Source organism: Bacillus sp. FSL M8-0266 (assembly GCF_038613425.1).
Taxonomy (GTDB): Bacteria; Bacillota; Bacilli; order Bacillales; family Bacillaceae; genus Bacillus; species Bacillus pumilus.
Map to the genome: position 1 here is coordinate 3,294,367 of NZ_CP152015.1, position 19,554 is coordinate 3,313,920.

Annotated in this window: 14 protein-coding genes; 4 read left to right on the forward strand and 10 right to left on the reverse strand. The window is 38.8% G+C overall.

Annotated features, from left to right (window positions below):
• Nucleotides 1–103: 103 nt before the first annotated feature.
• The 3 genes from MKY83_RS17045 to MKY83_RS17055 are packed head-to-tail and all read right to left on the reverse strand — an operon-like array spanning nt 104 to nt 4,074.
• Entirely contained in the window at nt 104–1,594 is a 1,491-nt protein-coding gene (locus tag MKY83_RS17045; protein WP_044140362.1) for an N-acetylmuramoyl-L-alanine amidase, read from the reverse strand.
• Nucleotides 1,595–1,617: 23 nt separating this feature from the next.
• Nucleotides 1,618–3,726: a SpoIID/LytB domain-containing protein gene (locus MKY83_RS17050; protein ID WP_340961924.1), complete on the reverse strand. Its 2,109-nt coding sequence runs from the start codon at nt 3,724–3,726 to the stop codon at nt 1,618–1,620.
• 24 nt (nt 3,727–3,750) lie between these two features.
• On the reverse strand, nt 3,751–4,074 hold the full coding sequence (locus MKY83_RS17055) for a hypothetical protein (protein ID WP_003212891.1): 324 nt from the start codon (nt 4,072–4,074) through the stop codon (nt 3,751–3,753).
• 182 nt (nt 4,075–4,256) lie between these two features.
• Between MKY83_RS17055 and MKY83_RS17060 the strand changes: the two genes are divergently transcribed.
• Entirely contained in the window at nt 4,257–5,177 is a 921-nt protein-coding gene (locus MKY83_RS17060) for a LytR family transcriptional regulator (protein ID WP_065097923.1), read from the forward strand.
• Between the two features lie 83 nt (nt 5,178–5,260).
• On the opposite strand, the gene wecB is transcribed toward MKY83_RS17060, so the two are convergent.
• Nucleotides 5,261–6,400 (reverse strand): UDP-N-acetylglucosamine 2-epimerase (non-hydrolyzing), encoded by a 1,140-nt coding sequence (gene wecB, locus MKY83_RS17065; protein ID WP_342487507.1) that lies wholly within the window; start codon nt 6,398–6,400, stop codon nt 5,261–5,263.
• Nucleotides 6,401–6,669: 269 nt separating this feature from the next.
• Here wecB and galU point away from each other — a divergent pair, with 269 nt between their 5' ends.
• Entirely contained in the window at nt 6,670–7,551 is an 882-nt protein-coding gene (gene galU / locus MKY83_RS17070; RefSeq protein WP_034660174.1) for a UTP--glucose-1-phosphate uridylyltransferase GalU, read from the forward strand.
• Nucleotides 7,552–7,775: 224 nt separating this feature from the next.
• On the opposite strand, the gene tagH is transcribed toward galU, so the two are convergent.
• The 6 genes from tagH to tagD form a co-directional block, all read right to left on the reverse strand.
• A complete protein-coding gene (gene tagH / locus MKY83_RS17075; RefSeq protein WP_185107769.1) occupies nt 7,776–9,380 on the reverse strand; it encodes a teichoic acids export ABC transporter ATP-binding subunit TagH in 1,605 nt (534 codons plus the stop codon).
• 19 nt (nt 9,381–9,399) lie between these two features.
• A complete protein-coding gene (locus MKY83_RS17080; protein WP_065097920.1) occupies nt 9,400–10,227 on the reverse strand; it encodes an ABC transporter permease in 828 nt (275 codons plus the stop codon).
• A gap of 173 nt (nt 10,228–10,400) precedes the next feature.
• Nucleotides 10,401–12,767, reverse strand: coding sequence for a CDP-glycerol glycerophosphotransferase family protein (locus tag MKY83_RS17085; protein ID WP_342487508.1), 2,367 nt, complete (start codon nt 12,765–12,767; stop codon nt 10,401–10,403).
• A gap of 181 nt (nt 12,768–12,948) precedes the next feature.
• Nucleotides 12,949–15,210 (reverse strand): CDP-glycerol glycerophosphotransferase family protein, encoded by a 2,262-nt coding sequence (locus MKY83_RS17090; protein ID WP_342487509.1) that lies wholly within the window; start codon nt 15,208–15,210, stop codon nt 12,949–12,951.
• A gap of 48 nt (nt 15,211–15,258) precedes the next feature.
• Nucleotides 15,259–16,725 (reverse strand): alpha-glucosyltransferase N-terminal domain-containing protein, encoded by a 1,467-nt coding sequence (locus tag MKY83_RS17095; RefSeq protein ID WP_106067043.1) that lies wholly within the window; start codon nt 16,723–16,725, stop codon nt 15,259–15,261.
• Nucleotides 16,726–16,815: 90 nt separating this feature from the next.
• On the reverse strand, nt 16,816–17,205 hold the full coding sequence (tagD, locus tag MKY83_RS17100) for a glycerol-3-phosphate cytidylyltransferase (RefSeq protein ID WP_008343212.1): 390 nt from the start codon (nt 17,203–17,205) through the stop codon (nt 16,816–16,818).
• 371 nt (nt 17,206–17,576) lie between these two features.
• Here tagD and MKY83_RS17105 point away from each other — a divergent pair, with 371 nt between their 5' ends.
• Both MKY83_RS17105 and MKY83_RS17110 read left to right on the forward strand, forming a co-directional pair.
• Nucleotides 17,577–18,347, forward strand: coding sequence for a WecB/TagA/CpsF family glycosyltransferase (locus tag MKY83_RS17105; protein ID WP_044140062.1), 771 nt, complete (start codon nt 17,577–17,579; stop codon nt 18,345–18,347).
• Between the two features lie 11 nt (nt 18,348–18,358).
• Entirely contained in the window at nt 18,359–19,546 is a 1,188-nt protein-coding gene (locus tag MKY83_RS17110; RefSeq protein WP_106067042.1) for a CDP-glycerol glycerophosphotransferase family protein, read from the forward strand.
• Nucleotides 19,547–19,554: the final 8 nt, after the last annotated feature.

Genomic DNA, 19,554 nt, shown 5'->3' on the forward strand with positions numbered 1-19,554 from the left:
TGATGACCCGATCACTTCATAGACTTTTGAAAAAAGGCTGCCGAGAGACGTTCTCGAGCAGCCTAAGAGGAGTATCTGAGGCACCCCTCATGTTTGTATTTTCTTATCTAAAGTAACCTGACACACCGCTTGAAATGCCTGACGCTAAACGATCTTTATACGTAGCCGATTTCAAGATGTTTGAATCAACTGGACTTGACACAAAACCAGTTTCTAAAAGAACACTCGGCATTTTAGAATATTTAATCACGTAGAATCCAGCTGTTTTCACACCACGGTCTCTTGTACCAAGTGCACTGACCATTTTCGGCTGAATGTTTTGCGCAAGCTTCAAGCTGTTTGCAGACGCATATGTTTTGTCATAATACGTTTCTGTTCCGTTTGCACTGCTGTTATCATTTGAGTTTGCATGGACACTGATGAAGATATCTGCATTTGCTGACGCACCTTTGCTCACTCGTGTTTGAAGACTGTCAAATGTGTCTGATGTTCTTGACATGGTAACAAGTGCACCCGCGTTGTTTAATTTCGTATTTAAACGCTTGGCTACATCTAAATTCAAGTTCTTTTCATATAACCCGTAGCCTACAGCTCCTGAATCATGTGCGCCATGACCTGGGTCAATGAATACTTTTTTCCCGACGACAGGGTTTTTCAATTGATTCACGACAGTTGGTGTCACCGTATTTGCACTGCCTACGACAGTAAATTTGGTGATTTTTTTACTGCTAATGGTTGCTCTTGTTACTTTTGGTAATGTTTTTTCATTCGTTAGAAGCAATGCTTTGTTTTGCTTCGCTGCGATCCCTGCAGCAGAAGATGAAGTGGCGTAGCCAAACCCTCTTCCTACATAGGTATTGTTCGTGCTCATATTATACTTTTTCACAATATTAGCGGCAACGTCATAACGAGTGGAGCCTTTAATTCGTGTTGGAGATTTCAATTGATTATAAGCTGCTTTTGTGACGTAATTTTCTCCGCCGACTACAATGGTTTGTTTGACATTGCTTGCTTTTGCAACAGATGCGATTTCAGAACGAAGTCCCTTTTTATCTGTGTAGAGAATCGGGAAACCTTTTTGTGCTGCTACCGGTGCAATTGCAATCCCATGAGCGTAGAAGGAACCTTCAACGACAACGACGCCTGCTGGCTTTTTCATTTTCTTTGCGATATTTGCAGATAGCTCATATCGATTTTTTCCTGAAATACGTTGTGTAGAGATGCCCATTTTCTTCACTTCATTGATTACGTTATTTGACACACTTGATGTACTGCCTAAAACGATCACTGTCTTTGTTTTTAAAGCCTTTAGGGCTTTTTTCGTATCACCTGAAAGACTCTTACTGTTTGTATAAAGAACTGGTCCATTTTTTTGGTGTGCAAGTGGAATCCCTGCTGTTGCATCTGCATACGCAGTTTTCCCTACTATTACGACTGTACTTGCAGTTCCCCATCCCTTTTTCGCTACGTTTGCTGCTACAGCATATCTGCTTCCGCCATCAATTCGTGAGACTGAATTATCTGCTGAAGCTGTTGGAACAATAACGAAAATGGCGATGAGGCTGAGGATGGCTGTTTTCATGATTGAGCGCATCATCTATGTCCTCCTTTAACCCTTTAATAGTTTGTTAGTTTTGTACCTGGATAGTAGAACGAAAGTATGGAAGAATATGAGTTTCCAGATTCTGCTCTAGCTTTGGCACCGTATTGGCTCATGCCAATGCCGTGACCATATCCTTTTCCTGAAATCGTAAAGTCATTTGTATTGTTTTTGACTGACGCAAATGTGCTTTTCACCTTTGTTGCGCCCATGATGGATCTAAACTCGGTCATCTTCATACTTGCCGTTGTACTTTTGTTTACTGCATATGTGCCTGTTTTATTTTTCAAATGATATGTCAGCTTGATTGATACCGTCTTCGCACGTTGGCCTTTTGTTTTTCCTGAGAACGTCAGGCTTGAGATGGATGCAATCTTCATATCAGATGCAGCTGTTTCTTTGTTTTTGAGCAGCCATGATTTGAGACCAGCAAGATCCGTTGCATTTGTCTCTTTTGCCTTAGACCACTGAGATGCTACTGTGCTAGCAGTCAATGTTGTGCCTAGCTGTTTTTTAGAGAGTTTTAATGTCCATGCATTGACCGGATCTTTTGTATCCTTTTTGGCCACTAAGTACGGCAGTGCATTTGCCCACACTTCTTCACTTGCCTCTGTATATCCGCCATTACTAGAATAATAGGTGGCTGAAATGAGCTGATTGTTGTATTTCAGTACTTTCCCTTTTGTGGCATCGACAGCTTTTGTCGAATTCGTGTACCAGTTATATCCTCCATATACTTGGAAGGCAGTTGTATCAGGTACGACTTTTCCAATACTTTTCACTGAATACGTTCTAGCGGCCACTGCCTGTGCTTTTAGCGCTTCAACATGCCAGCTTGCAGGCATTTCATTTGGTACCACGCCTTTTAGATAGTCTTCAAATGGGATATTTTCGAGAGTCGGCCTGATATAACCTGATTCAATTGCAAAGTTGACGCTGCCTAAGTACGGCTTCCCTGCAATTTGAAGGATATTTTTCGTTGAATATTTCTCAGGAACAACTCTTACATTGTTATACGTCTTTATGCCTTTTAATGAAATTTTTCCGTTAGAAATATTCAATTGGTAGTTTTGATTTTTTTTCAGATAGACTTGTTTGGCTAATGAGTTCTTCAAGCTATCTTTAATCGCACTTGTGCTACCAGCAAGGTGATAAGCATATGTACCCTTTTCTTTCAGCAGTTTTTTTAGTGACGCTGTGACAGAATCCGGTTTCACATACACAACAGTACTATTAGACTTTGCAGCCAATTGAGACAGCGGCATAGCATAAATATAGCTAGAGGCTTTTGCCAAATAAACTTTATCTGCATTGATATTTAATTTCTTCATTATATTCACAGAGAGTTCATAGCGATTGGCACCACTGATTCTTGTTACCTGTGACGTTTTTTTAATTTGATTCTCTACTTTTTGTCCCGTACTTTTCGTACTACCGATGATGATGACTTTGCTTGGCAGCTTGTAAGACGGAATGGAATCCTTTTTTGTTAACAGGATTGGATATCCCTTTCTCGAAGCATAGGATGCAATCGCAATCCCATTCATAAATGAGTTTCCACCGACAACGACAGCTTGCTTATAGTTACCCATTTCTTTAGCGATTTTTTGGGAGATTTCAAACTTGTCTTTTCCACTAATACGTCTGACTTTCCCATACTTTTTAATAGATTTCTCAGCAGCTGTTGAAATACTTTTCGTGTTACCAACGATCAGGATGTTATCCGGCTTCATTTTCTTCAGCTGGTTTTCAGTTGTTTTTGTTAGTTTTTCAATGTTTGTATACAAAATGGGTGCGCCTAGTTTGTAAGCTAACGGTGATACAGAAATGGCATGATCAAATGCATCACGGCTCACAATGACAACTGTTGATGGATTCTTCCAGCCGGCAGACGCGATGCTATTGGCAACTTCGTATCGATTTTTGCCATCATATCTTTTCGTGACAGCCACATTCGATCCTGACAGCTTGTATTCTCCAGCTGTGGATAGATCCATCGTTTTTTTATTTCCGATATAATTAGACAATTTCACTGAAATTGTTGAGCTAGCCATGGCAGACTGAAAGGGTGCGATTAGTAGAGTCATTGTCATGAGAACAATAAGTGTAACGCCTGTTTTCTTCAATTTTGTTCATCCCGCCCATCTTTTTTACTTCTGTTTTTCAATCTTTTGAATTTCCTTTTGACCACTGTCATTGATAAAGTAAGAGATTTCTACTTTGTCTCCTGGTTTGAATTCATTTAACACATCTTTAAAATTATCCGTAAATTCATAGCTTAAGGTCGTATTCACTTTTTTCACTTCGACTGTATGTGCATCAGCCATTCCAATAAATTCAGCTTTTTCTTCCAGCACCTGAGGAGTTGAACTGCTTGTGTTGTTTTCTCCCGAGGACTGCTCAGCCGTTCCACATGCTGTGAGCACGATACCAAGTAGTAGTATTAAGAACGGTAAAACGACGATTTTCTTCATTTTTTTCACCTCATGTCTTTGTATCGTCTTATAACTTAATATTTTAAGGTAAATTTAAGGTTTTTTGAAACCTTTTTTTTGTTGCAACGTCTATATCTAGGTTCAGAGTAAAAAAATAACTTGTTTATCAAGATTCGTAAACCTATAATCATGGAAGAATCATAGAAAAGGTGAGGGACATTATGAGAGCTGAAAGAAAACGAAAGAAGAAAAAGGTTCTTTGGATTGTTTTATCGATTATTGGCTTATTCGTATTAGCAACTGGCGGATATGCATATCATCTTTGGAATACAGCAGCATCAACCGTGGCAGGCATTCAGGAGAATTTAAAGAAGTCAGATAAGCGTGACAAAGATGTCGATTTAAATAAGAAAGACCCGATTTCTATTTTAGTCATGGGTGTTGACGAAAGAAAAAATGACCGAGGCCGTGCGGATACATTAATATACATGACCGTTAACCCAAAAACCAAAACGACTGAGATGGTGAGTATCCCGCGTGATACGTATACGAAAATTGTCGGAAAAGGCACAATGGATAAAATTAACCACTCCTATGCATTCGGCGGCACACAAATGGCAGCTGATACTGTAGAGGAATTGCTTGATGTACCTGTTGATTACTTCGTGAAAGTCAATATGGAAAGCTTTAAGGATATTGTCGATACAGTTGGCGGTATTACAGTGAACAGCACATTTGCTTTCAGCTATGATGGTCATTCATTTGGTACAGGAGAAATTAATCTAAATGGCGATCAAGCCCTTGCCTACACAAGAATGAGAAAACAAGATCCAAAGGGTGACTTCGGACGTCAGCAAAGGCAGCGTCAAGTCATTGAAGGCATCATTGCTAAAGGGGCAAACATTTCATCTATTACGAAGTTCGGCGATATGTTCAAAGTCGTGGAAAACAATATGAAGACCAACATGTCCTTTGATGACATGTGGACGATGATGAATGACTACCGTGACGCAAGACAGCATGTGAAGCAACACGAGCTGAAAGGTACAGGAGCACGCATCAATAATATCTATTATTATCAGCTTGATGATAGCAGTTTGGCTAAAGTGAAGAAGGAATTGAAGGACAGTTTGGAGCAGTAAAAAAAGAAGACTACATGAATGTAGTCTCAGATTGTTGACAAAGGGCTAAAATGGTTTTTATTTTAGCTCTTTGTCTTCTTTTTTTATGATTTAAATGGGGCAGGTTTTTCTTCACTTAATCCAAATCGATGGAGGAGCTCCTCGACAATTCGTCTCGATGCTTGTCCGTCACCATAAGGGTTAGACGCCTTCGACATGCTGTCATACTCCTTCTGATCTACTAGCAGCTCTTTAGCCATTTTGTAAATGGTCTCTTCATCCGTACCTGCAAGCTTAAGTGTGCCGGCTTTCACGCCTTCTGGACGTTCTGTTGTATCACGGAGCACTAAAACTGGCCTCCCTAGAGAAGGCGCCTCCTCTTGTACACCGCCAGAATCCGTTAAGATAAAGTGCGAAGCGGCAGCAAAGTTATGGAAATCAACGACTTCAAGCGGTTCAATTAAGTGTACACGATCGAGACCGCTAAATTCTGTCTGAGCTGCATCACGTACGGCAGGGTTTAAATGAACAGGATAAACGACCTGAACATCTTCAAACTCTTCTACAACACGTCTAATGGCTCTAAACATATTTTTCATCGGCTGGCCGAGATTCTCTCTGCGGTGGGCCGTTAACAAAATCATTTTATCCGTGCCTATTTTCTCTAAAATAGGGTGCTGATAATGCTCAGTAACTGTAGTTTGCAGGGCATCAATCGCTGTATTCCCTGTCACACAAATGGTCTCTTCTTTTTTATTTTCAATTAAAAGATTCTGCTTCGCTTCCTCTGTAGGAGAGAAATGAATATCGGCAATAGTGCCTGTCATTTGACGGTTCAATTCCTCTGGGAAAGGCGAATACTTATTGTGTGTTCTCAATCCTGCTTCGACGTGCCCAACTGAAATTTGGTGATAAAATGCTGCCAGGCTTCCTGCAAAGGTTGTTGTAGTATCCCCATGGACAAGGACAATATCAGGTTTTTCTTCTTGGAATAATTGGTCTAGCTTTAACAGTGCATTTGATGTGATTTCAGATAATGTCTGGCGCTGCTTCATGATGTTTAAATCATGATCTGGCGTAATTGAAAAAGCCTCAAGAACTTGATCAAGCATTTCTCTGTGCTGGGCTGTCACAGTGACAATCGAATTTATCTGTGGATGTTTATTTAATTCAAGGACAAGTGGTGCCATTTTGATCGCTTCAGGTCTAGTACCGAAAATAGTCATTACATTTAGTTTTTTCACTTGTTTAATCCTCTTTCCTAGTATAGTACTTTCAATTATACACAATTTGGAGGATAAATTTAATGGTATAAAAAAAGAAATTTACATTGAATTAACGTTAAATTTCTCTTTCCTTTACATTTAACATATAAAATATGAATTATCTAAAATTCATTTTAGTGAAATTATTTGTCTTTCCTATGATTTGTAAGTTACACTTTAAACAGACGACCAAGAACAAACATTGAGTGATTAAATCGGTTATCTATGTAAGGAAGGTGCAAAGTTCATTGAAAAAAGTACGTAAAGCCATTATACCAGCTGCAGGTCTTGGGACACGTTTCCTCCCTGCAACAAAAGCTATGCCTAAAGAAATGCTGCCAATCGTTGATAAACCAACCATTCAATATATTATTGAAGAAGCTGTTGAATCAGGAATTGAAGACATTATTATCGTCACTGGAAAAGGAAAAAGAGCCATTGAGGATCATTTTGATTTTGCACCAGAGCTAGAGCGCAACCTAGAGGAAAAAGGGAAGAGCGAGCTTCTAGAAAAGGTGAGAAAATCCTCTAACATTGCTGACATTCATTACATACGTCAAAAGGAACCTAAAGGACTTGGACACGCTGTTTGGTGCGCACGCAATTTTATCGGTGACGAGCCATTCGCCGTTTTATTAGGTGATGATATTGTTCAAGCCGAAACACCTGGGCTTCGCCAGCTGATGGATGAATACGAAAAGACCCTTTCATCTGTGATCGGTGTTCAGCAGGTAGCAGACAGCGATACGCATCGCTACGGGATCATCGACCCTCTTACACAAGAAGGACGCCGCTACCAAGTGAAAAACTTTGTGGAAAAGCCGCCGCAAGGTACAGCACCATCCAATCTAGCCATCTTAGGACGTTACATTTTCACGCCAGAGATCTTTATGTACCTTGATCAGCAAGAAATTGGTGCAGGCGGGGAAATTCAACTGACAGATGCCATCCAAAAGCTGAATGATATCCAGCGTGTATTCGCCTATGATTTCGAAGGAAAACGATACGATGTTGGTGAGAAGCAAGGCTTCATCGAGACGACTCTCGAGTTTGCCCTTCAAGATGAGGATCTGAAAAAGAAACTCATTCCATTTATGAAACAGCTTCTCGAAAAAGAAGAAGTGAATTAAAAAAAGCTGCCGGAATCGGTAGCTTCAGATTGTTGACAAAGGGCTAAAATGATCTTTATTTTAGCCCTTTGTCTTCTTTTCAGCGTGATAGAAAACCTTTGAAGTCTAGGAAGGACGAGCACTGGCGCGGAGCGAATTTGACATTCGTGAGCACCAGCACGCAGGACTGACACCGAATGCGAGGGTTTGTCTACATGCTGAAAGCTGCCGGAATCGGCAGCTTTTTATTTCATCACTGAAATCGTCAGTGTATGCTCTTCATTATCAATGACAAACAGATTGCTTTCGCCCTTTACTACGAATTTTGTTTGTTTCTCATTCATCCAAACCTTCTGTTCTGTCAGTCCAAGTGTCGAAGGAGAGATCGGCATCACCTCATGAAAGACAATAGCATTTGCTTGACCATTTTGAATGACATAGTCAGTTTTCTCTGTGGTCAATCGCTCAATCGTACCGCCTTGATCACTTTTGATCGAGCTCAGCGTTTGCATTTTTTGCTTAAGCACAGATTCCTCTTTTCCAAGGAAAGAAAGTAAATACTCATACGAGCCAGCAGATGCGGGCGATACATACGAGTTGAACTGTCCAGGTCCAATGGATAAAGACTTTAATTCCTCTGCAGGTTGAAGCCCTTCAGGTTTGACAAAATACGTCTCTGATGCTGTTTTGATTTGAACGGTTTGTTTATTTTCAGCGACAGCTTGTATCTCTTGCCCGAATGGCAAAGTGACACCTGCCTTCTTTTTCATGGCTTGATCTTTGTACACCGTGAGTGGATCTGCCGTGACAAGCGTCTGTCGATCCACCTTTTTCATATCAGGCGCCCCTTTCGTTAGCTGGTTCTTTGACTGAGGCGATTCTGTCTTATCTGCTGGGATGGCGCCAAACGTCGCCAGTGTACGAAGCGGAAGATCCGAAAACATCGATAAGGCAAGTAAAATCGTTAAAACAGCTATTATCGTCACTTGAAAGGCTGGCCCAAAAAAGGAACGTCGTTTTCCGTTCTCATCATATCGAGACACCTTCTCTGTCTTTTTTTGTACGCCTTTGCGACCTTCTTTGTGTTTCAATTGATATTCTTTTTTTTCTTTTTTAGAAAGCTTGTTAAACCATTCAACAAACTCCTTATACTCTTTCACGACCTTCTTCGTCTCATCAAACATACGAAGCTCACCATAATGCATCCAAGCCACTCGGTCACAGATTTTTTGAATTTGGCTAATGGAATGGCTGACAAAAAAGATCGTCTTCCCTTGTTCCTTAAATTCTGTGATTCGATCCACGCATTTTTGATAGAAGGTTTGGTCACCAACAGACAACGCTTCATCAATAATCAAGATATCTGGATCGATATGCGCTGAAATGGCGAAGCCAAGACGTGACTTCATTCCGCTTGAATAGCTTTTCACAGGCTGATCAATAAAGTCACCAATATCCGCAAACTCTACGATTTTTTCATATAGTTCGTCTATCTCTTTATTCGTCAGCCCCATCATCAAGCACTTGAGGCGAATGTTGTCTTTCCCGCTTAATTGGTTGTTTAGCCCTGCCGCAATGGCAATTAACGAAGGCTGGCCGTCCATATCAACTTCACCACTTGTCGGTGGGATGATTTTCGCAAGAAGATTCGACATCGTTGATTTTCCAGATCCGTTGATCCCTACAAAACCAATCGTCTCGCCTTCATATACATCAAAGGACACATCACGAACAGCAAAGAAACCTTTTTCATTTTTATTAGGAAAAAACAGCCCTTTAATCTTATCTGACTGCTTTTTATATAGGACGTATTGCTTGGATACGTTTCGAAACGAAACCTTTAGTTTCATCGTATAATCTCCTTACTTTTTAAAGAAAATCGACAAATTTATCCCTAAATTTCATATGAAGCAATGAACCGACTGTTAAAAGAAGAAGCGTGATCAGCCAAAAATAAAGCGTATATTTCACATCATGGAAGAACCATTCTCCCTTTAACAAGCTATTTCTAAAACCATCAATAATGTAGAAAAGAGGATTCAATTTTAGTATATCCCCGATCCATGCTTTGTCTCCAGTGAGCTTCTCTGAGATATTCCAAAAAATCGGCAGCAAAAAGAAAAGTAAACGTGTCACTGATTGTAAAAGAAATTGATAGTCTCTCACGAGTACGCTAATCGTGGAATTAAACAAACTAAACGAAAACATAAACGCGATCATACAAATAAAATAGTATATATATTGTAGCCAGTGCGCATCAGGATATATGCCATAGGAAATCAGCACAATCAGATAGACACCCATCATGACAAAGTAGCTGAACAAATTGGACATAATCACTACAGACGGCAGCGCACTAATCGGGAAATTCATTTTCGATACCATATTAATGCGTTTAAACACACTGTTTGATCCATCAAGTATCGTCGGACTAATGAAGAACCAAGGGATTAATCCAGCAAGCATCCAAATGATAAATGGAACTTCCATCCCTCCAATGACAATTGGCTGCCCTCCGCGAATTCCCAGACCAAAAACAAACCAGTAAGCCAGCATTTGAATCAATGGATTTAAAAACTGCCATAAAACACCTAAATAATTCATCTGATATTTTGATTTTGTTTCATAAACAGCAAGTCGCATAATCAGCGGAAATGAGCTAATTTGCTCCTTTAATATCGTCAACATTGCGTTCATTCTAATCTTCCTTAGATATAAGTTTTTGGGATTACTTTTTTAAAAAGCACCGCTCATAATTGTAACAGATAACGATGCACATTTCATCTTATAACAAAAGTCATGCACGTCAAACTAGAAGACAAAAACCCCCTGAATCCTTTCAATCGTTGATTCAGGGGGGGCATCACATATTAGATAATTTGGTGCTCTTTTAAGAAATCCGTAATTCTTTTCGTATTCTGATTATCGTTAAAGCTGTTGATTTTCAGATATTTTTCTTTATATTCCTCTTCCACAACATACTGACGATCGATCGCATGTTTCACGATTCGAATCAGCTCTTGTGTATTATATGCTATCGGTCCTGGTGCATTTTCATCATTTACAGGAGGAATCGCTTTATACTGTCTAATCAAGTAATCTTTTTCTTCCCAATAAAAAATAGGATAGGCACCTCTATATTGTGCATCATAAATAGCAGATGAATAATCAGTAATAAACACTTTTGACACTTTTAGCGCTTCCGATGGGTTATCAGAAATAATATGTTTATACTGAGGCAGATTTTGATAAACGTACTGTGAAAATTTGTTATGCGGTACAATTAACAGACGATCAAGAAGACCTGCTTCTTCAAAGCTTTTGATGATTTTGATTAGAACTCTATAGTAAGATGTTTCTTCAATTCTATTCGTATAAATAAGCCCCTCTTCCCAATATCGGTAAGTTGGCATAAAGGCGATCTTATCTGCACCGTCTACTAATTTGGCATGATCAAAGGTTGCCAGACCTGTCAAAATCAAATCCTCACGATCATAGTTCATTTTATAAAATTCACCGGCCTCTAATTCAGAGCTGATGACTGATTTATAAATATTGTATTGATTCTTGTCTTTATGAAACCCAAAGGCCATTGGATTATCAACTGGTTTAGCAAACATAATGCCATGCTGTAAAAAGACGAGTGGGACACTCATGATTCTCTCTCTGAGATGGTCAATATACAACCTATCATTTAGAACATGGTTAGATAATTCACTTGATATAAAATAACTGGCATTAAATATACTTAAATAATGTCTGAGACTATATTTCGGTATGATACCCTTTCCATATTTCGTTTTCAATGCTGGATATGCGCTTGATTTCTTATTAAGAATAAAGTAATTTTTTGAGTCTGTTTGACAATTTTCCTGTACATAGTCATACACTCTAATAGCTGATTCATCTGCTTTATCACTCTTTTTCTCAAAAAACAAATTCACACGATACTTTTTGTCTTTATAGAATGATGATAGGATACTCGCTATTTTTATTTTCACTTTACTAAATAAAGAATATTCCTGTGAATAAGGAATAATAGTTGATGTCACATTTCCAAATAGATTGGTTCTTAGGACTTGTAGCTTGTCCCCATTCTTTTTCGTGATATATGTTTTGACCTTCTTATCCTTCTTTTTCAACCTTAAACTATGGATAATTCGGTGATCATTTCCTACAAACAAGTTATTGTGGATTCTGCTGTCTAAATCAAGATCATTTAACGAGATTTTAAAGAAACCATATCTTTTCAAGAATTTAATCTTTCTAAATGGTCTTATAAATTTCGCCAGCTGATGCTCAGAGTTTCTAATGTAAAGATATTCATATTTTTGGTCTGAATTATACGCATAATGCGTCAATCTTCCAAAAACATAAAAACTATTAAACAAACTAAAGATGCGTAATCTCGACGTATGTTTAGTAACGAGATATGGGTTTCCTCTCACTAAGTATACGCCATTCGTTCTGACATAGATGTAATATCTTTGCTTATTAATCACTAAGATATTAAGAATATTGTCATCTTTGAACTGGTCTAAGGTATCTTTACCAAAAACTTTTAGCGGCTGATATCTAGGGACGAGTCTAAAGTTGATGATTTTCTTTTGATCCGTCACTTTATTTAAAATTTTGATTTGATTACGATTATTCACAGTCACTTGAATATCTTTATGTTCCTGCATCACATCAAACAAAATTTTCCTTACATTTAGTTCTTTATTCTGACAGTCATAGGTAATCACAAAGTGGAAAGCACTGTATTGAATAAAGGAGATATCCTCAAATCGTCTATTTGCCTCTTCGATGGGCAAATCTATTTTATAATTACGATTGATCTCATCTACATTCAGCAGCCCTGAAAATAATAACAATTCCTTTTCGCCGCTGTATAAGCCGTAGCGATCTAACCCTAATTGCTTGACATAAATATCCTCAAATTGATTGTTAATTTCAATAGGAAGTACTTGATCTGATTGGATCATGTCTGAGCATTCTTTGACAATATACAGGTTATGATCCTTTGCATAGAGATAGATCATTTCATTAGAATTGTCTATTGTGGATTCAAAAATCATCTGATCCCTTACATCAATTTCACAAATCCACTTTGACTCATTTACATTTAACTCTTTAAATTCAAAAGTGCACAACTTCTCTATGTTATCAATATATATAACTAACTTATGTTCATCTAAATTAAGAATTTCTATAAAATTATGATAAAGTTTGTACATTGAAGCACCTCTATATTATTTTCAGCAAATTTACATTACCGGATAATCTTATCTAAATTTAGCATGTTTACTGTTAAAATTCTATGTTTTTTTATTTTTACCACAACTTTTAAATATGTGTACATTGGAATAAAAAACACAAAAAAGTACCGTTCAAAGGTGAAGAACGGTACTTTTTAAACTATTTTTCAGAAAACACTACTTCCACCACACGCTTCGAAGACTCTCCGCTCTCTAAATAGCAGAATTTTTCATAAAACGGTGCGAATGAAGCTGGCAAAGAAAAGGTTGGCTGTTCTGTTTCTCTTACCCAGTCAATGACGCTCGCTGTTTCTTTCACAAGAGGTCCAGGTGCTTCTTGTTCAAAGTCAAAGTAGAAGCCTCTCAGCTTGTCACGATATGTTTCGATGTCTGGCACATAGAATAGCATCGGACGTTTGAGGTTTGCATAATCAAAGAATACAGATGAGTAGTCAGTGATGAGCAGATCAGAAATCATATAAAGATCTCTAATATCTTCGTAATGAGAGAAGTCATAGGCAAAGCCTTCATATGGTCCTAAATCAAAGTTTTCAGCGACTAGATAGTGCATACGCAGAATGATAATATATTCATCTCCGACAGCGGCTCTCAGCTCATGCAAATCAAGGTCTAAATCAAATTTGTACTGCCCTTTTTTATAAAATTGATCGTCTCTCCATGTCGGAGCATATAAGATTAATTTTTTATCAAGCGGCAGGTTCATTTTTTGTTTGAGTGCTCTCATCGTTTCTTCATTGTTTTGATTGTGAAGGAAGTCATTTCTCGGATATCCTGACTCAATCATGGTCTTTTGAAATTGGAAGGCACGTGTAAAGATTTCAGTCGAGTAAGCATTTGGAGAAATGAGGTAATCCCAATTCGACGCTTCCTTCGTGAAATTCTTTTTGTATTTTTTCGTGTTTGTTCCAGGCATATGCACCTCGTCCATATCCATCGCCAGTCGTTTTAACGGCGTACCGTGCCATGTCTGCAAGTATGTTGTATGCTCTGGTTTTGGAATCCACAGCGGCAAACGGCTGTTGACGACCCAATACTCAGCTCTTGCCATCGCAAAAATCCATTTCAATGACAGACGATTGATATAGTAAATATCCTTTTCCTTAAACGGTGCTTCGTGCCCTTTTTTCACGCTCCAGATCAATGTATATTCAGGATGATTTTCTTTCATATACTCATAGATCCCACGCGGGTTACAGCTAAATTGTTTTCCATTAAAGCTTTCAAACATAACGGTTTTCTTTTTCACAGACAGCTTGCTCGCCAGCTGAAAGGTCGTTTGGAAGGTACTTGTCACAAGGCGGTTACGGACTTTTTTTATTTTGCCGATTTGCTTTTTGAACTTCTTCCACTTGCTTTTGACATAGTACTTCGCACGTGTTTTCATTGTATAATCATTAATTCGAATGCCAAGCGTTTGTCTTTTTTTCTTTCGATACACCTCATATCGAATCGGGACATCGTTTCTTTTATGAATTTGAACAAGTCCTTTGAGTTTGTTCGAGCGATCTCCAAGGACTAAAGAAGTGGTCGTTAAAGTCTCCTCTACTCCACCTACATCGCAAATAAATTCAAAATAGAAGCGATATACAAAACGTTTGTTTAACGAATAGGACAATTCCTCTAAAGGAACTTCTGCTAGAAATTGATAAAGCTGTGGTACTTGTTGATCATCACGGTATTTGACCACTTCCTCTTTTATTGGAGTCATATTTACCGGAAAACGATGCTCAATTGGCTCTTCGCCATTTCTCTTCACTAGAAGCTTTACTTCCTTGATCTCATAAGGATGCTCTGCACTGAGAATGCCTGCATAACCAGATAAAGATAACGTACAATCTTTGTTGAGCTCGATATGATTGAATTTCACAACCTTTAGCTCACGCTTGATTTTAAACGATGCATTTCCTTTATCCGTACGATATGGGATGACATTCAGCATCGCGCCTTTATTTTCTAAAAAAGTCAGCTCTGGCTTCTCTATTTCCATTTTTAAACGGCGTTTATAGTATGGCGACTTCTCTTCTACTTCGGCATTATCCGTTTCTTTAAGTTCTTCTTCCTCTTCTTCCGAATCAGAATCATAGGCCGAATCCTCAAGCTCGTCCTCATCCTCTTCTTTGTTTGCACTCAGATAGTCCGTCACATACAGGTTGTATGTCTGACCCTGCTCTAATGCAAGCGGAAGCGATGATTCACTCAATACCAATTTGAATAGATTGTCTTCTTGATGAACAAGCGGAAGGAAAAGCTCTTGTTTGGATACCCTTTCCCTCATAAACAAATAAAATTCTCTATCTGTTAATGGCATGTCATCGTCGATGCGAATAAGCATTTCTAGTTTCTCATGATGATTTTTTAACCCTTCAACGACACTCTTCTTATGAATTCCCTCTTCAATCATTAATCGTTAATCTCCTCTGTTCAGAAATCTTACCGCTGTGTTGTCACATTATTTTACTTTCCAAGAATAGTTTCCTTGTTTCGTTTGATACGACCACCCATCGATTGACGATGGTTTATTGGTGAGCAGCTCTTCCTCTACTTCTAGACGCTGCAAAACTTCCTGAAGTTCTTCTGTTTTAAAACGAATGTAAAAATCAACGTATTTTGTTTGATTGGTTTCAATATTTTTCTTTGTTTGAAAATGCCCAATTGGGAAGCTGACTTGATGGTTTTCATCGATTGTTTGAGATATGATTTCAGCTCCATTCACTCGATCATATCCTGCGAAATCGATTTGCACATGATCCGCATGACTCATTTCGTCCTTCAGCTCAAGCTGAAGATGAAGAACATGATGTTCAGCGCTTAGATCACGCAAAACCCATTTCATACGGTCCACGATCCTTCTCAGTTCATCTTTACGCTCACGATTTTCGAGCATATGATGAAGTGTTGTATTCCAAAGAGACATTTCATCAGAAGGCACAAGATAAAAATAGGCTTGTTCTCCCAATACCTTCTCAACATCTACCTTATGCTTAGTATCTCCAAAGAAGACGGCATCCACTTGCTGTTTTCTTATTTGTTTAAATAATTCTCCGTAATGAGAATAGAGTTGATGCGGATCTTCTTCATAATGTGCGTCATGTACAAATGCAGCATAATACGTTGTTTCGGGCTGATCGATTTTAAACAGGTGACGGTCTTGATCCCGGTCTTCTGTAATCATCAGTTTCAAACGGTCATTTTGTGTTTGAATACTAGATAACCATCGTTGCTTTATATCTGTCTTCTTTGTAAAAGTTTGAATTCCTGTTTTTTTATACCAATTAATATGCCGAACTGGATTCTTTTTTGTATCTCCAGAGTAGATGATCTCCATATAGATATTGCCATCGTCATTGATTAGTTCTTCCAAGTATAGGGCACCTGTATGAGGAACAAAGCTTTGTACTCTGCACAAAACGCCCTGCCAATTGTACTCTTCCCTCTTTACTAATTGCTGCTCTTCATTATATTGATCAATATAACAAATAGGGGAAGATGGCAGTTCATATCTCGTCACCTGAACTGTTGATTCTTCTGCTGGCATCACTGCTTCATTGATCGATTGAAAAGATGTACCGATGATAAATTCCGAGTAACGCCTTTTACTTCCGCTTTCCGGTAGAATATAGTGCTCAAATACATTCAAGATGTCAACTTGGTGAAGAAAGGTCTCCTCCAAGCTATGAATATGTTCTTTCACATTTGCATCATAATTCAAAGTTAAAATGGCATTACGTTTATGTTTGTCAGCCAATGGCTTTAATCTCGCTTTTAAAGACTTCGTTAAGCGCTCATCCTGTTTTGGTACATCACCCATGATAAAGTAGTAGTCCATATCAGGCATGTCAACTGATGTCATTGTTTCATGTTGTTCAGGTTGATCCAATGTGTGTTCAACTTTTTTCTTCATCCAATTTTGAAACAAAGGAAGCTCTCCTTAAAAATAATGATAACTTGTATTTTACATGAAAAAGCACTTCTCACCAAAAGATAAGAAGTACTTTTTTTCGATCTATTAAAGTCCAGCAATTTCTTCCTTAATTTGTGTGGTCGAGATGCCTTCTGTTCTTTTCAAGTACACGACTTCGCAATGCTCTTTTAAGAAATCGAATTTACCTTCCCAGTCATCTCCCATGACAAACACATCAATATCGTGCTCTTGCACGTCACGGACTTTTTGATCCCAGCTATTTTCTGGAATGACTTCATCTACATAACGAATCGTTTCTAAAATCAGCTTTCTATGCTCGTAGCTGTGATAAGCCTTTTTTGATTTTTGTAAGTTAAACTCATCTGTCGAAATGGCCACCACTAAGTAATCTCCAAGCTGCTTTGCACGTTCGAGCAGCTTAATATGCCCCCAGTGTAATAAATCAAATGTACCGTAAGTAATAACTTTCTTCATTGCAAACATGAACTCCTTTCTTCATTCCTTATTCAACTGCTTTCATGCAGTAATGTTTATCCGTAATCCTATAATCTTCGTTCGTGTTTTTTCGCTCTTCGGAACCTCATTATATCACAGCGCCCATCAAACGTTAAGCAGATGTAAAGACAAACTATTTCCAATTTATTGGGCGCAGAAGGAAAAGTCCGAAGAATCAATGTTTCTCGCATCAGCCTCATTATGAATTGATGAAAATGTCATGAAATTTAAAGGTTTGTAAAGTTATTGTTAATATTTCATGGAGCATCTGTGATAAAATGATGTGTAGACGAAGAATGAATTTACAATGAACGTTCATAGATAACAAGATGAAAAAGGAGGTCTAAACAATGCAAACAGAAGTGGTCTCTAACCTTTCTTATGTAAACGGCGACCTAGATGAATTTATTAGCTATATGAATCACCATCATATTTCTCAAAGAAGAGGCGCCATGATTGCGACTGTCAATCCAGAGATTGGCTATGCTGTTATGAAGGATCATGCGTATCATCAAGTTGTCTCTTCTGCGGATTATGTGCTGCCGGATGGTGTAGGCGTCGTCTTGATGTCACGTTTGACACAAAGTCCGCTGAAGTCAAGAATTGCTGGCTTTGATGTCTTCATGTCTATGCTTGATCTAGCAAACAAGCAGTCTAAAAGTATCTTTTTATATGGGGCAAAAAAAGAAGTGCTTGAGGCTGTTAAACAGCGAATTGATACGGAATATCCAAATGTGGTCATTGCAGGCAGCTGTGACGGTTATCAAGCCGATAAACGTTTCGTAGCAAAGCAAATCGCTCGCTCGAAAGCAGATATGGTGTTCGTTGCTTTAGGATATCCAAATCAGGAGAACTTTATTTATGAATACCGTCATTTATTCCCGCAGGCTGTTTGCATCGGTTTAGGCGGAAGCTTTGATGTATTTAGCGGAACGGTGAAGCGTGCACCACGCTGGATGATTAAAACAAATACAGAATGGCTGTACAGACTTGTTGTGAATCCATGGAGATGGAAACGAATGCTGAATATTCCTAAATACGCTTTTGCCGTATTGAAAGAAAACAAAGGGAAAAAACGTTACTATCCTGAGCAAGTAAAGGATCAGACGAAGCAGCTGTGAGAGACTGACCAATGATAAATATACGCTCAATGATCATTTCATGCTATGCAGCTTTCGTTTCTTTCATTGGATGGCTGATGAGCGGCGTCAAACCACGGGAAAACCAGGTGACGCTGCTCGTTTCATTTCAAGAGAATGCAGCTGCTCTTATTGATACTTATCAACAACAGGCGAACATGACGATGAAGCTTACTGTCCTCTATACGAAGCATGCTTCTGCGATAGAAAAGGACGAGTCTCATCTGTCATTTCGCTATTTTCATGAAAAAAATCCTCTCCATCTCATTCAATGTATTTATACGATGTTTAAAAGCAAGGTTGTCGTGACAGATAACTACTTTCTCATGACAAGCGTACTCAGAAAACGTCCTTCTACCACCTGTATTCAAGTATGGCATGCTAATGGGGCGTTGAAAAAATTCGGTCTTGAAGATGCTTCCAATTCGGAACGAAGTCGTCGTGACATCAAACGGTTCAAACGAGTCTATGCATCTTTCGATTATATCGTTACAGGCTCAGATCATATGCACGAGATTTTTAAGTCTTCGTTTGGAGTCAATGATGAACGTTTTTTACCAACTGGGGTCCCGATGACGGATGTGTACTATGATCAGCGCCCGTCTTCCTTGAAGCCAAACGAATTTCCTAAAGGGAAAAAGATCCTGCTTTATGCACCGACCTATCGAGACTTTGCAATGGACGGGCTTGTCCTGCCTTTTTCAAAGGAGCAATTGCAAACAGAGCTAAACGGCGATTATATTCTGCTCGTCAAGCTTCATCCTGCGGTCAAACATTTAGCGAAGGCGGAAACAGACGATAAATGGGTATTTGATGTGTCCGATCAGCCGCTTTATCCATTGCTTTGTGCATGCGATGTCCTGATCACAGATTACTCATCGATTGTGTTTGAATATGCGCTGCTTGAAAAGCCTGTTTTATTCTTCACTTATGACTTAGACACTTATCGAGAGAAACGCGGTTTAGTCGATCGGTATGAGGACATCATTCCTGGGAAGGCTTGCGTCACTCAAGACATGCTCTTGAAGGAGCTGCTTCATCTAAATGAATCAGATCAACTAAAACGAATCAAAACCTTCGCCGAGGAATGGAATCAATATTCAAAGGGAAGGTCTAGTGAGCAACTCTTATCCTTTATTGAACAGCAGCTCTTACACAAAAAACGTCCGGCTTCTCATTAGGAAGCACG